This window comes from Acidiphilium sp. PM, from assembly GCF_000219295.1.
Classification (GTDB): Bacteria; Pseudomonadota; Alphaproteobacteria; order Acetobacterales; family Acetobacteraceae; genus Acidiphilium; species Acidiphilium multivorum.
This window is the reverse complement of sequence record NZ_AFPR01000504.1, coordinates 1-12,849: the sequence shown is the minus strand read 5'-3', so window position 1 is coordinate 12,849 and position 12,849 is coordinate 1. Positions and strand designations below refer to the sequence as shown.

Here is a 12,849-nt window from a genome sequence, read left to right as displayed (position 1 = left end):
GCGGTTGGCCGTCTGCCGCACCGGATGATGGATTCGCCCCGCCGCGTCGCGCAGCACGAACCCGTGCTCGGCGCCGGCGGGGAAGGGGTCCGCGGTCACCGCGTCGATCTGCGCGAGCGACCGCCCCGAGAGTATCGCCAGCGCCCCGTCGCGCTGCGCCGCGAGCCCGCGCAGCATCGCCCCCAGCCCCGCGGGCACCGCCACCTCTTCCGCCGTCGGGGCAAACTCCAGCAACGTGCCGTCCAGATCGAGGAACAGCGCGTGATCGCGCGTCAGGATCGGTTTCATTCCCCCGAAATGGGCATGGATGATGCCCCGATCAAGCAACGAAGCCGGTTCGCTGGCGGAACGCTACCGCCGCGTCCCCGGCCACGAGAGCAGATCGTGCCCCAGCAGCATCGGAATCCGCAGCAGCACATGGCCGTCATGGACGATGTCGATCGGCGGCTCCACGGTGATCGAGCGGAACCGCGGCGCATACCGTTTCTCGATCGCCGCGACCGATCCCGGCATCGCCGCGATCAGGATATTTTCGCCGATCAGCGATTGCGGCGGCGTGACCACGCCGAACTCGTGCGGATCGCCCTCGAACACCGTCATCCGCATGCTCGGCCCCACCGCATAGGCGATCTTCCCGGCATCGAACCAGCGCAGCGCGGCGAGCGCCAGCCCCGGCTGGTCGAACTGCCCGCGCGCCTTCAGCGCCGTGCGGAAGCTGGTCCAGTCGATCGCCTGCAACGTGGGGGACTTGCCGGGCGGAAACATCGAATCGAACCCAGGCACGATGCCGAACCGCACCTGCAGGGCGATGAACAGCGCCGCCGCCACCAGCAGCGCCGCCGTTCCCTTCGCCGCCCGGCCGATCCACAGCCGCATCGTCCCCGCCTGCCGCACTACCCAGTCGCCGAGCAGCGGGAACAGCATCAGGTAGCCCGGCGCCGCCCAGTGGAACAAAATCTTGCGCGACGACCACAGCCCGATCACCGAGAACAGCACCACAGGCACCACGCCCAGCCAGGCCAGCAGCCGCGCCCGCCGGTCGCTCCCCCGCAGCCCGCCGATCATCAGGGCGGCCATCGGCACGAAGATCCAGGGGGCCACGAACAGCGCCTCGCCGCCCCAGATCGCGAAGGGCCGCAGCGGATGCAGCCCGAACCCGGTCGCCCGGTCGCCCTGATAGCCGAACGACGCCCAGCCGTTCAGCGCGTTCCAGATCACCACCGGCGAGAACACCACCGCCGCCAGCACGCAGGCCACCCACGGCCCCGGCGTCGCCAGCGCCCGCCGCGCCCGCGCATCCACCAGCATGAACAGCAGCGCCCCCGCCATCACCAGCACGGCGTTATATTTCGAGGTCATCGCGAGGCCGATCAGGATGCCCGCCAGCGGCCAGAAATCCGCATCCGGCGTGGCCTCCATCTCCGGCCGCCCGATTCCCAGCGCCCGCGCCAGCGCCCAGGCGGCGCCGACGAGGAAGAAGTCGAGCGGCCCGTCCGGCAGCACCCAGGTGCCGAAGGCGAGCGAGAACACCGGCGAGATGTTCAGCCCGATCACCGCCCACAACCCCGCCGCCGGCGAGAACAGCCGCCGTGTCAGCCCGTACATCAGCCCGCCCGTCGCCGCGAACATCGCGATGAACGGCAGCCGCACGATGAACGGCGAGTGCAGCCCGGTCAGCCGCTGGATGCCGAGTTCCATCCACCACGAGATCGGCGGATGGTCGAAATACGAAAGCTGGAACGTGTGCGCGGCGGCGACCATGTAGCTCTCGTCGATCCCGAGCCCCATGCCGGCGGCGAGGACGAGCCGCGCCAGCGTCGCGGCGAGAATGACGAGCAGCGCCGCGCTGCCCGGTTTCATCTGCTTCATGACCGCACCGCATGGGCGAGGCGTGCCGGCCGGTCAAGCGCCGCCGCCCCGGTCTCACGCGAGCCTGACTTGCCGGGTGCCGAATCCCGCCCTAACACCGGCGCCACACGGAGGTTCACGATGTCACGACAAGCCCTCGACCGCCGCACCATGCTCGGCCTCTCCGGCCTCGCACTCGGCGGCCTCGCCCTGCGCTCCGCCTGGGCCGACAGCGCCCCCGCCGGCCCGGCCATCGTCCCGCTCGAAGGCCATCTCCCGCCGCTCGCCTTCCGCATGGAGGATGTCGAAACCGGCCGTCCCGTCACCGAAGCGGCCTTTCGCGGCCATCCGGTGATCCTCTATTTCGGCTTCACCCGCTGCCCGGATACCTGCCCGCTGACCATGCAGAACGCGGCGAAGCTCGTCACCCTGCTGGGCAAGGACGGCCCGGACCTGCGGGTCGCCTTCGTCACCATCGACCTCGCCTACGACACGCAAGCCCGCCTGAAGGCGTACGTCGCGAAATTCGGCAAGCCGCCGGTCTTCACCGGCCTGCGCGGCACTCCGGCGGAACTCAAGGCGGCGGCAAAGCGCTTCGGCGTCTATTACCGCGCCCCCACCGGCCCCGATTCGCCCGATCCCGAATCCGCCATCCGCCACAGCAGCGCCACCTATCTCTTCGGGCCGGACGGCCGCGCCGTCGCCCTGCTCGCCAGCTTCCCCACCTCGCGGCCCGACCTGCCGGCGGTCGCCGCCCTCATCCGCAAGACCATGGACAGATCCTGATGCGCCGCGTCCTCGCCGCCCTCGCGTGCCTCCTGCTTCCCGCGGCCGCTTCCGCCGCCCCCGCCGTCACGGCGCAGGGCGGCTGGTTCCGCTACCTGCTGCCGCAGATCCCGGCCGGCGGCTTCGTCACCCTCACCAACGCGGGCGACACGGCGGCGGTGCTGACCGGCGCCAGCTCCCCCGCCTGCGGCAGCGCGATGCTGCACCGCAGCCTCAACCGCAGCGGGATGGACATGATGATCGACGTGAACTCCATCACCATCCCCGCCCACGGCACGTTCCGCTTCGCCCCCGGCGACTACCACATCATGTGCATGAAGCCGCGCATGACGGTGGGGACGACGGCGGACGTCACGCTCCGCTTCCGCAACGCGCCGGACCTGACCGTGCCCTTCACCGTCTACGGCGCCGACGGCCGTCCCACGGGCCAGTAAGACCCCCCGTGTCGCATCTCCGCCCGGCGCTGCTCGCCGCCCTGCTCCTGCTGCCAACTCTCGCTCCCGCCGCCCTCCCGCCCCAAGGCACAGCAGCGGGCACAGCAGCGGGCAACGCGGCGCGGGGCAAAGACATCGTCGCCCACGGCACGGCGAACGGGGTGCTGCCCTGCATGGTCTGTCACGGCACCGATCTCGCCGGCAACCCGGCCATCGGCGCCCCGCGCCTCGCCGGCCTGCCGCAAGCCACCACGCTCGCCGCCCTGGCCGCCATCGCCGCCGGGAAACAGGGGAAAAACTACGTGATGCGCAACATCGCCCACGCGCTCACCGGGGCCGACCGCGCCGACATCGCCGCGTATCTCGCCTCCCTGCCGGAAGCGGACTGACCGGCCCGCCCGCGTCGGAAGAGCGTGCGTCCCGATCCCTGCGGACCGGGCCGGCGCGTCAGCCGAGCCGCGCCAGCCAGCCGGCCAGGCTGCCGGGCTTGCTCCGGCTCACCGCCTTGATATCGGCGGCCAGCGCCTTGTAGTCCGGGTGCCGCGTCAGCCCAAGATCGGGAATGATGAACCGCGCCCGTCCCTTCGGGTCGAACACGTAGACCAGCGCCGAATGCACCACCTGGTATTTCTGCGGATCGGGCGAGGGGTGCACCGAGGCCACCACCCGATAGCGCCGCGTCAGCCGGTAGATCTGGTCCGGCGTGCCCCGCAGGCCGAGGAAGTGGCTGTCGAACAGCGCCACATATTTCGCCAGCACCGCATCGGTGTCCCGCTTCGGATCGATGGTGACGAACAGGAACACCACCTTCTTCGCCGCCGGACCGAGCGCGCGGAACAGCATGTGCAGCTTGTAGAGCGTGTCGGGGCAGACATCCGGGCAGTTGGTATAGCCGAAATAGAGCAGCACCGTCCGGCCGCGGAAATCCCGGGCGGTGACGGTCTTTCCCGTCTCCGCCTCGGTCATGGTGAAGTCGAGCGGCGGCACCAGCCCGCTCACCTCCACCACCCCGCCCTTGCCGAGCGGCACGCCGCTCAGCGTCTCCGGCCCGGAATTCGCGGCAAAGGCATTCGCGGCGAAGGCCGGGGTCAGGGCGAGGCCGGCAGCGAGCAGCAGGGCGGCGAGGGCGCGGATCATGCGCCCGGCTCGCCGATCTTCCGCTTCAGCGCCTCGTTCACCAGCGCCGGGTTGCCCTTGCCCTGCATCGCCTTCATCACCTGGCCGACGAAGAAGCCGAACAGCTTGTCCTTCCCCGCCTTGTATTCGGCGAGCTTGTCGGCGTTGGCGGCAATCACCTTGTCGATCGCCTCGTCGATCGCGCCGGTATCCGTCACCTGCTTCAGCCCGCGCGCCTCGACGATCGCGCCCGCCGCATCGCCGGTGTCGAACATCAGCTCCAGCACCTCCTTGGCGATCTTGCCGTTGATCGTCTTGTCGGTGATCAGGTCGAGCAGCTCGCCGAGCCGGGCCGCGGTCACCGGCGAGGTCTCGATGCTCGTCCCGGTGCGGTTGAGATGGGCGAAGAAATCGCCGAGCATCCAGTTCGCCACCAGCTTCGCATCGCGCCCGGCGGCGACGGTCTCGAAGAAATCCGCCGTCACCTGCTCCATCACGAAGATCGACGCCTCATAGCGCGACAGGCCAAAGTCGCGCATCAGCCGCGCCCGCTTCGCATCCGGCAGCTCCGGCAGCGTCGCCTTCAGCGACTCCACCCACTCCTCCTCCAGCACCAGCGGCAGCAGGTCCGGCTCGGGGAAATAGCGGTAGTCGTGCGCGTCCTCCTTGCTCCGCATCGAGCGGGTCACGCCGCGCGCCGGCTCGAACAGCCGCGTCTCCTGATCAACCGTCCCGCCGGCTTCCCAGATCTCGATCTGCCGCTTCGCCTCCGCCTCGATCGCCTGCATCACGAAGCGGATGGAGTTGACGTTCTTGATCTCGCAGCGGGTGCGGAACGGCTCGCCATGCTTGCGCACCGACACGTTGACGTCCGCCCGCATCGAGCCCTCGTCCATGTTGCCGTCGCAGGTGCCGAGATAGCGCAGGATGGTGCGCAGCTTGCGCAGATAGGCGCCGGCCTCTTCCGGCGAGCGCATGTCCGGCTCGCTGACGATCTCCATCAGCGCGACACCCGAGCGGTTGAGGTCGATCAGCGACTTGCTCGGAAGCTGGTCATGCATCGACTTGCCGGCATCCTGCTCCAGATGCAGCCGCGTGATCCCGATCGTCCGCGTCTCGCCCGATTCCAGCTCGATCTCGATCGCCCCGGCGCCGACGATCGGATGCTCGTACTGGCTGATCTGATAGCCCTGCGGCAGGTCGGCGTAGAAATAGTTCTTCCGGTCGAACCGCGAGACGAGGTTGATATGCGCGGCAAGCCCGAGCCCGGTGCGCACCGCCTGCGCCACGCATTCGCGGTTGATCACCGGCAGCATCCCCGGAAACCCGGCATCGACGAAGCTCACCTGGCTGTTCGGTTCGGCGCCGAACGCCGTCGCCGCCCCGCTGAACAGCTTCGAGCGCGAGATCACCTGGGCATGGACCTCAAGCCCGATCACCAGCTCCCACGCGCCGGTCGTCCCCTCGATCACGTAGCTCATGCCGCGCCTCCCGCCATCACGCCCGGCCGGTGCGCGAACCCCGCCGCCCGCTCCAGCACGGACGAGACGGCGAACACCGTCTCCTCGTCGAAATGCCGCCCGATCACCTGCAAGCCGAGCGGCAGCCCGGCCGCATCCAGCCCCGCCGGCACGCTCATCCCCGGCACGCCGGCGAGCGAGGCCGGCACCGTGAAAACGTCGTTGAGATACATCGTCACCGGATCGTCCATCTTCTCGCCCAGCGCGAACGCCGCCGAGGGTGCGGTCGGCGTCAGCAGCGCGTCCACCTTCCCGAACGCCTCCTGGAAATCCCGCAGGATCAGCGCCCGCACCTTCTGCGCCTTGAGGTAATACGCGTCGTAATACCCGGCCGAGAGCACGTAGGTCCCGATCATGATCCGCCGCTTCACCTCCTCGCCGAACCCCGCCGCCCGCGTGCGCTCGTAAAGATCGATCAGGTCCTTGCCCTCGACCCGCGCGCCGAACCGCACCCCGTCATACCGCGCGAGGTTGGACGACGCCTCGGCGGGTGCGACGATGTAATACACCGGCAGTCCGTATTTCGTGTGCGGCAGCGAAACGTCGACGATCTCCGCGCCCTCGCGCTTCAGCCAGTCGATCCCGTCCTGCCACAGCTTCTCGATCTCCCGCGGCATGCCCTCCACGCGATACTCCGCCGGAATCCCGATCCGGAGCCCCTTCACCCCGCGCCCGCACGCCGCCCGGAAATCCGGCACCGCCCGCTCGGCCGAGGTCGAATCCTTCGGATCGAACCCGCTCATCTCGCGCAGCAGAATCGCGCAATCCTCCACCGTCCGCGCCATCGGCCCCGCCTGGTCCAGCGACGAGGCAAACGCGATGATCCCGAACCGCGAGCACCGCCCATAGGTCGGCTTGATCCCGGCGATCCCGCTGAACGCCGCCGGCTGGCGGATCGACCCGCCGGTATCCGTCCCCGTCGCCCCCATCGCCATCCGCGCCGCCACCGCCGCCGCCGACCCGCCGGACGATCCGCCCGGCACGAGCTTCGCGCCATCCGCCCGCTGCCACGGATTCTCCACCGGCCCGTAGCCCGACGTGATGTTCGACGATCCCATCGCGAACTCGTCGAGATTGGCCTTGCCCAGCATCACCGCCCCGGCCGCCTTCAGCTTGCCCGACACCGTGCTCTCATACGGCGGCACGAACGGCTCCAGGATCCTCGATCCCGCCGTCGTCCGCACCCCCTCGGTGCAGAACAGATCCTTCATCGCGATCGGAATCCCCGCAAGGGCAGGGGCCTCGCCCTTCGCCCGCGCCGCATCCGCCGCCCGCGCCTGCTCCAGCGCCAGCTCCGGCGTCGTCGTGATGAACGCGTTCAGCCGCGGGTTGAGCGCCTCGACCGCCGCCACATGCGCCTCGGCCAGCTCCACCGCCGAAACTTTCTTCGCCGCCAGCGCGTCCAGCGCCGCGGCGATCGTCATATCCATCAGGCTCATTCCACCACCTTCGGCACCGCGAAGAAATCGCCGATCCGCTCCGGCGCGTTCGCCAGCACGCGGTCCGGATACCGCCCGTCCGTCACCTCGTCCTCCCGCATCCTGAGCGCCATCTGCGCCCCGCCCGAAAGCGGCGCGACCCCCTCCACATCCACTTCCGCCAATTGTTCCACATAGCCGAGAATCGCGTTGAGTTCGCCGGCGAGCCGCGGCACCGCGTCCTCATCCAGCCGGATACGGGCGAGTTTCGCGATGCGGCGCACCGTCGCGTGATCGAGAGACATGACTGATCCCTTGGGTTTCTGAGCGCGCTGGACCATAAACGCGCGCATGACACTGTTCAACCTGACCGACCTCGCCTCAACCCTGCCGCGCAACGCAAGGCTGATCGGCCTCGACCCCGGATCGAAGATCATCGGCATCGCCCTCTCCGATGTCGGCCGCCGCCTCGCCACCCCCTATGGCGCGATGAAGCGCGGCAAGCTCGCCGAGGCCGCCGCCACCATTCTCGACATCGCCCGCAAGGAAGGTGCCGCCGCCCTGATCATCGGCCTGCCCCTCTCGATGGACGGCTCGATCGGCCCCGCCGCCCAGGCCGCGCGCGACTGGGCGCACGCCATCGCCCGCGAAACCGGCCTTCCCGTCGCGATGATGGACGAACGCCTCTCCTCCGCCGCCGTCAACCGCGCCCTCATCGAGGCGGACGTCACCCGCGCCAAACGCGCCGGACGGGTCGACGCCGCCGCCGCCTCCTACATGCTCCAGGGCGCGCTCGACCTGCTGAACGAACCCCGCCCCGAGGAATGACCCCCGAACAATAATCCCCCCACCGTGAACACCGCCGCCATCCTCGCCCTCCTCGCCGCCGCCGCCACCCTCGAAGTCGGCGGCGACGCCCTGATGCGCGCCGCCCTCCACCACCACGGCCTCGCCCGCGCCCCCTTCCTCGCCGCCGGCATCCTCGTCCTCGCCGCCTACGGCCTCGTGGTGAATCTCGGCCCGTGGGATTTCGGCCGCGTCCTCGGCATCTACGTCGTCCTCTTCTTCCTCGTCGCCCAGCTGGTGAACTGGCTCGGCTTCGGCCTCCGTCCATCCCCCGCCATCCTGCTCGGCGGCGCCCTCATCTGCGCCGGCGGCCTGGTCATGACCCTCTGGCGATAACCCTCCGGCAATGACGCTCCGCGCCCACATGTTCTGGCACGGCGACCCGCCCCGCCGCCTCGAACGCCTCGCCATCCGCAGCTTCCTCGCCCAGGGCTACGCGCTCACGGTCTGGACCTACACCCCCCAGCCCGGCCTCCCGCCCGGCGCCACCCGGGCCGACGCCGCCGAAATCCTCCCCCAATCCGCCCTCTTCACCAACCGCCGCGGCTCAATCGCCAGCTTCACCGACTGGTTCCGCTACCTCGTCCTCTCCCGCCACGGCGGCCTCTGGACCGATTCCGACGTCATCGCCCTCCGCCCCGCCTCCGCTCTCCCGGCGCACAAATTCCTCGTCACCCAATGGGAATGGTTCCACCGCCGCCTCCGCCCGCGCGGCTGGAAAATCACCCTCAACAACAACGTCATCTTCAACCCCGCCCCCACGAAGGGCGACCTGGTCGACCTCGCCCTCGCCCTCGCCGAACGCTTCCCCAAGGACGCGATCGACTGGGGCGAACTCGGCCCCGACCTGCTGACCGCGCTTTCGCGCCTCCACCCCGCCCACGGCTACGCCATCATGCCGCCCGCCTTCGCCAACCCGATCGGCTACTGGCAAAGCCCCACCGCCCTGCTGCGCCCCAACCCGCCCCGCCTGAAGCCCGAAACCGCCTTCCTCCACGCCTATGGCGAAATGTGGCGCCGCGCCGGCATCAGCCCCGACGCCCCGTTCCCCCCCGGCAGCCTCCTCGCCACCCTCGCCAAAACTTTCGGCGAACCCAACCCCTGATCCCGCGCCGCGCCCGTCACCATAACGTTATTGACCGTTAGTCTTTCTCACCTTCCCGCCATCATGGCACCTTCGCCGGATGCCGCAGGAGAGCGAGACAATGCCCGACACCACCCCCCCGAACACCGCCGCGCCAATCACCGGCCCGTCCCCAACAACCGCATCCCCGCCCGACATCCTCACCCTCGTGATCGAAACCTTCATCATCCCCTTCGAAGGCTTTTCTCCCACCCCCTACCGCGACGCCGCCGGCACCTGGACCATCGGCTACGGCTCCACGCGCGACGACACCGGCTGCCCCGTCACCCAGGCAACTCGGCCCATCACCCGCGCCACCGCCGAAACCCTCGCCCGGCGCGACCTCGCCGCCGCCCGCCAGACCGTCACCCACGCCGTCACCGTCCCCCTGACCACCAACCAGCAGGCCGCCCTCATCGACTTCGTCTACAACCTCGGCGCCGGAAACTTCTTCCGCTCCACCCTGCTCCGCCTCCTGAACAACGGCGACTACAAAGCCGCCGCCGCCCAGTTCCCCCGCTGGGACCTCGCCAACGGAATCCCGCTCCCCGGCCTCCGACGGAGACGCGAGGCCGAGGCGCGATTCTTCTCCTCCGTTACGGCGGTGGGGGAGGGGTGAGGTGTTGCGGTCAGGGAGAGTTGTGAATGTGTGATTCGGGCCGGAAGCAAAAAATCCGTTATGGGGCGGTGACTCGCAGCAAGCCGACACCGCCTGACCGCCCATCTTTCTCAAAGTCAGATATCCATATCTATCAACGCGCTATCGTCTCCGGGTGTCGCGTAAATCCTGAATCGCGCTCCATTGGTTGGCTTGCTCCGGGCATGCAAGCACGTTATCCGTAATAAAACGCATGGATATTGCCAGCCAAAACGACGACAGAAAGCGGCCCTACCTCCCGCCCAGGCGAGCGGTTAATTTCTGCTCTGCTGGGTTCGCGGGAACTTTGTTAATGGCCCCGCTCGTCCTGGTGCTCGATGTTTTGTATTTTTTGTTTGGTGATAATGGTCTGAACGTCTTCATGCCGGATGGCCTGCCCGTCGGCCCAGTCATTCTGTCGATCGCTTTTGCGATATTCGGCGTAACCTATGTGCGAAAAGTGTATGTTTACGGAACCGTCAAATGGGTACGGCGGTTCCGGCGCGTGGCAACTTTATCGTCGCTTTTCGTATGGTTGCTGCTGATTTGGAATGTATGGCAACTTATCCGCGCGCCCAATCAAGATGTTTTTGCATCATATCTGATATTTGTCGGCATGCTGGTTGTAGCCTTGGGGCTCTCCGGTTTGATGTTATGGACCATCAATAGATATCGTTGGTACGATCCCAATTCCACGCCAGACGAATGGGAACTGCCGGAAGCCATCGCGCAGCAGGACAAACCGGCCGGCTAATAAATTTTCCTTGATCGAGGATGCGCGACGCCGGGCGGTACGGATCGACGTCGTCCACAACCGCGGCGCCGGCAATTTCCTCCGCCCCACCCGGCTCCGCCTCCTGAACAACGGCGACGACAAAGCCGCCGCCGCCCAGTTCCCCCGCTGAAACCTCGCCAACGGGATTCCGCTCCCCGGTCTCAGGCGGCGACGCGAGGTGGAGGCGGCATTTTTCTCCTCCGTTACGGCGGTGGGGGAGGGGTGAGGGGGTCAAGAAATCTCTAAAGGACGCTCAGCATATATAAATTGAAGTTTTGAATTCCAAAATAAAAAAAGACTTAATTAACCATTTCTGAAATAAAAATTCTTATAGGTTTTAACTTTTCATGGTTACGATTAAAGCGACCATCAGCAAATCCTCTGCCGACTCCTCTACACAGGTTACCAGAAGAAATGGCAAGGTAAGTTTGAGACTGCCTCTTTGATAAATTATTTAGTGAAAGACCATGTATCTGCTGCGCTCTATTTATTGTATCGGATGAAAGTTCGCCAATATCAGTCTCTATAACTGTTTGCAAACATAAATGTTCCAAGTCTCCATCTTGTCCGTCTTCAGGGAAAATGAAAAGCCCAAATTTTCTTACGCCGGGAATTGGCTTAGCGTGGGTCATTTTAGGCCAACTTACCGAACTAAAAATTGCATTCATTCGGTTTGTCTTTCCACTAAAACTATCATCTGCATCACATAAAATCGCAATAGACTTTATTGTTCCATTCTTATATTTTGAATGTTTGCGGAAAAGTTGAAAATATTCTGCAAAATTATCTTGGCCTCCTACAGATATAATTAAAACTCTTGTGGGATCAAGTTCCATCTCAGAAAAAATAGACCCAAGGAACCAGCAATCATCGATGCCTTCCACAAAAAATATCGTGTCCTGATCTAAAATATCTGGCGTCTCCTTTAGATTAAAAAAAATCGTTCGCTTTGATCATGTTTAGCGAACCTCCCACTCTCTTTCTATCGCCTGACGAATTTCTTTAGGTTCATAGATTTCGGCAGTTACACCATCATCAGTACGGTCAAGCCGAATATAAGAAAAATCATTTAACCGTTGATTTTTTTCAAATCCTAAAGCAGCCGCACTTATTGATTCGATAGAATGAGACGTTGCAAATATCTGAACATGGAATTGTGACGCTAATTTGGAAATTAAATTCCATATTGATTCAAGTTTGCTGTAGTGAATGCAGGCATCAAATTCATCTAAAAGCAAAATTGAATCTTCATTCGAAACTAAACATGAAGCGATGATAAGAGCAAAATAAATTCCGTCTCCCAAATCAGCCAATGGTAAGAGGCGTTGCAAGCCAATATCTACATAGATCACCGGTTGACCAGCAATTTGTAAAAGTTCGATGTTTTTGATTTCTGATCGTAGAAGGCGAAGGCATTCAAGAAGCTTATCTTTATGACCGTTCTGTATTGCGCTTGAAAAAAATTTTATATTTTCAGCATGATTATTTCGAGTTAGAGCAGTAAATATAAAACATCGTGGTGGACGCGGTGTGTTACTTGACACAACATGTCCATTTATTTGGTTACCTTGGCCGGTGGCATACATTTCATCTTTAAGGCTATCAACTTGTCCTGAAATGATTAAGCCCTTCTGCCCAGAAATCTGTAGTGTTTGCTGCGGTATAATTTCGGCAGGTACATTCAAATTCTGCAGGAGGGGCAATCGCTCAGTATATTTAAAGGACAGCTTTTCTTTCCCATGGATAGATTCAGCTTCAATTGAAGCTTCGATCCTATCATTAAATTGATAGAAAAGTTCATGTATTTGTTGAAAAAAATCAAATGGTAGATTTCTAAATTGAATTAATCGTGAAAATGAACCAACATTTTTACGATCAAAAAAAACAAAAATGCACTCCAGTAGTGATGATTTTCCACTTGAATTTAGTCCACCTATAAAATTTACTTGCCTTAGCTTTGGGATATTTAGATCCCTAAAGCCCCTTAAATTTTTTATTTTAAGGCTGCGCATATAGAAATTTCGATTAGACATTGCCTTTAACTCTCTACCCATCCTGGTCGGTGAATAATTTCTGTATAAAAAAATATACATTATATTTCATTATAATTACCTAATTGTATCAGTTCTAATCGGGTCCGTATCACTTTCAAAATGCGATCAACCACATATGGTAATAACTAAGATGTTTTTCGTGCCATGACTTCTATGATCATGCAAGTGCCTAAGAGATTGAATAGAGACAATGTAGATTTCTGAAAATCTGACAATCAAACTTCCTTGCCCACCCCCACCCCCTCATGGGATTTTTGATCCCGTGACCACCCCAACCCCCACATCCCCCGGA

At 63.1% G+C, this 12,849-nt stretch carries 17 protein-coding genes; 9 read left to right on the top strand and 8 right to left on the bottom strand.

Annotation, left to right across the window (positions count from 1 at the left end; all coding sequences use genetic code 11):
- The coding region (locus APM_RS15895) for a trehalose-phosphatase (protein WP_039888984.1) at positions 1 to 288 on the bottom strand (288 nt) is incomplete at its 3' end.
- Between the two features lie 63 nt (positions 289 to 351).
- Positions 352 to 1,869, bottom strand: a complete 1,518-nt coding sequence (locus tag APM_RS15890) for a glycosyltransferase family 39 protein (RefSeq protein WP_007424408.1) — start codon at positions 1,867 to 1,869, stop codon at positions 352 to 354.
- Between the two features lie 120 nt (positions 1,870 to 1,989).
- Here APM_RS15890 and APM_RS15885 point away from each other — a divergent pair, with 120 nt between their 5' ends.
- The 3 genes from APM_RS15885 to APM_RS15875 are packed head-to-tail and all read left to right on the top strand — an operon-like array spanning position 1,990 to position 3,457.
- Entirely contained in the window at positions 1,990 to 2,634 is a 645-nt protein-coding gene (locus APM_RS15885) for an SCO family protein (protein WP_007424409.1), read from the top strand.
- The gene (locus tag APM_RS15880) at positions 2,634 to 3,068 is read left to right on the top strand and encodes a copper chaperone PCu(A)C (protein WP_007424407.1); all 435 of its coding nucleotides are present in this window, start codon (positions 2,634 to 2,636) and stop codon (positions 3,066 to 3,068) included. The genes APM_RS15885 and APM_RS15880 overlap by 1 nt, the downstream gene beginning before the upstream one ends.
- 8 nt (positions 3,069 to 3,076) lie before the next feature.
- The gene (locus APM_RS15875) at positions 3,077 to 3,457 is read left to right on the top strand and encodes a c-type cytochrome (protein WP_007424406.1); all 381 of its coding nucleotides are present in this window, start codon (positions 3,077 to 3,079) and stop codon (positions 3,455 to 3,457) included.
- 58 nt (positions 3,458 to 3,515) lie between these two features.
- Here the strand turns inward: APM_RS15875 and APM_RS15870 are convergent, their stop codons facing one another.
- The 4 genes from APM_RS15870 to gatC are packed head-to-tail and all read right to left on the bottom strand — an operon-like array spanning position 3,516 to position 7,427.
- Positions 3,516 to 4,205 carry an SCO family protein gene (locus tag APM_RS15870; protein WP_007424405.1) on the bottom strand — a complete coding sequence of 230 codons (690 nt, stop codon included), beginning with the start codon at positions 4,203 to 4,205 and terminating at the stop codon, positions 3,516 to 3,518.
- Positions 4,202 to 5,665 (bottom strand): Asp-tRNA(Asn)/Glu-tRNA(Gln) amidotransferase subunit GatB, encoded by a 1,464-nt coding sequence (gatB, locus tag APM_RS15865; RefSeq protein WP_007424404.1) that lies wholly within the window; start codon positions 5,663 to 5,665, stop codon positions 4,202 to 4,204. The genes APM_RS15870 and gatB overlap by 4 nt, the downstream gene beginning before the upstream one ends.
- Positions 5,662 to 7,143: an Asp-tRNA(Asn)/Glu-tRNA(Gln) amidotransferase subunit GatA gene (gene gatA / locus APM_RS15860; RefSeq protein ID WP_007424403.1), complete on the bottom strand. Its 1,482-nt coding sequence runs from the start codon at positions 7,141 to 7,143 to the stop codon at positions 5,662 to 5,664. Before gatA ends, gatB begins: the two co-directional genes overlap by 4 nt.
- Entirely contained in the window at positions 7,140 to 7,427 is a 288-nt protein-coding gene (gene gatC, locus APM_RS15855; RefSeq protein ID WP_007424402.1) for an Asp-tRNA(Asn)/Glu-tRNA(Gln) amidotransferase subunit GatC, read from the bottom strand. Before gatC ends, gatA begins: the two co-directional genes overlap by 4 nt.
- A 46-nt stretch (positions 7,428 to 7,473) precedes the next feature.
- Here gatC and ruvX point away from each other — a divergent pair, with 46 nt between their 5' ends.
- The 6 genes from ruvX to APM_RS22760 all read left to right on the top strand — a co-directional run bounded on the left by ruvX (position 7,474) and on the right by APM_RS22760 (position 10,633).
- On the top strand, positions 7,474 to 7,950 hold the full coding sequence (gene ruvX / locus APM_RS15850; RefSeq protein ID WP_007424401.1) for a Holliday junction resolvase RuvX: 477 nt from the start codon (positions 7,474 to 7,476) through the stop codon (positions 7,948 to 7,950).
- A gap of 24 nt (positions 7,951 to 7,974) precedes the next feature.
- The gene (locus tag APM_RS15845; protein ID WP_007424400.1) at positions 7,975 to 8,304 is read left to right on the top strand and encodes a hypothetical protein; all 330 of its coding nucleotides are present in this window, start codon (positions 7,975 to 7,977) and stop codon (positions 8,302 to 8,304) included.
- Between the two features lie 10 nt (positions 8,305 to 8,314).
- Positions 8,315 to 9,073 (top strand): glycosyltransferase, encoded by a 759-nt coding sequence (locus tag APM_RS15840; protein ID WP_039888981.1) that lies wholly within the window; start codon positions 8,315 to 8,317, stop codon positions 9,071 to 9,073.
- Positions 9,074 to 9,173: 100 nt separating this feature from the next.
- Positions 9,174 to 9,710: a lysozyme gene (locus APM_RS15835; RefSeq protein WP_007424398.1), complete on the top strand. Its 537-nt coding sequence runs from the start codon at positions 9,174 to 9,176 to the stop codon at positions 9,708 to 9,710.
- A gap of 331 nt (positions 9,711 to 10,041) precedes the next feature.
- On the top strand, positions 10,042 to 10,482 hold the full coding sequence (locus tag APM_RS15830; protein WP_007424397.1) for a hypothetical protein: 441 nt from the start codon (positions 10,042 to 10,044) through the stop codon (positions 10,480 to 10,482).
- Between the two features lie 10 nt (positions 10,483 to 10,492).
- Positions 10,493 to 10,633, top strand: coding sequence for a hypothetical protein (locus APM_RS22760; protein ID WP_241763178.1), 141 nt, complete (start codon positions 10,493 to 10,495; stop codon positions 10,631 to 10,633).
- Positions 10,634 to 10,802: 169 nt separating this feature from the next.
- Here APM_RS22760 and APM_RS21705 read toward each other — a convergent pair whose 3' ends face one another.
- Together APM_RS21705 and APM_RS20670 are read right to left on the bottom strand one after the other, a co-directional pair.
- On the bottom strand, positions 10,803 to 11,396 hold the full coding sequence (locus APM_RS21705; protein WP_371259412.1) for a DUF3226 domain-containing protein: 594 nt from the start codon (positions 11,394 to 11,396) through the stop codon (positions 10,803 to 10,805).
- A gap of 66 nt (positions 11,397 to 11,462) precedes the next feature.
- A complete protein-coding gene (locus tag APM_RS20670) occupies positions 11,463 to 12,515 on the bottom strand; it encodes an ATP/GTP-binding protein (protein ID WP_158005004.1) in 1,053 nt (350 codons plus the stop codon).
- Between the last annotated feature and the right edge of the window lie 334 nt (positions 12,516 to 12,849).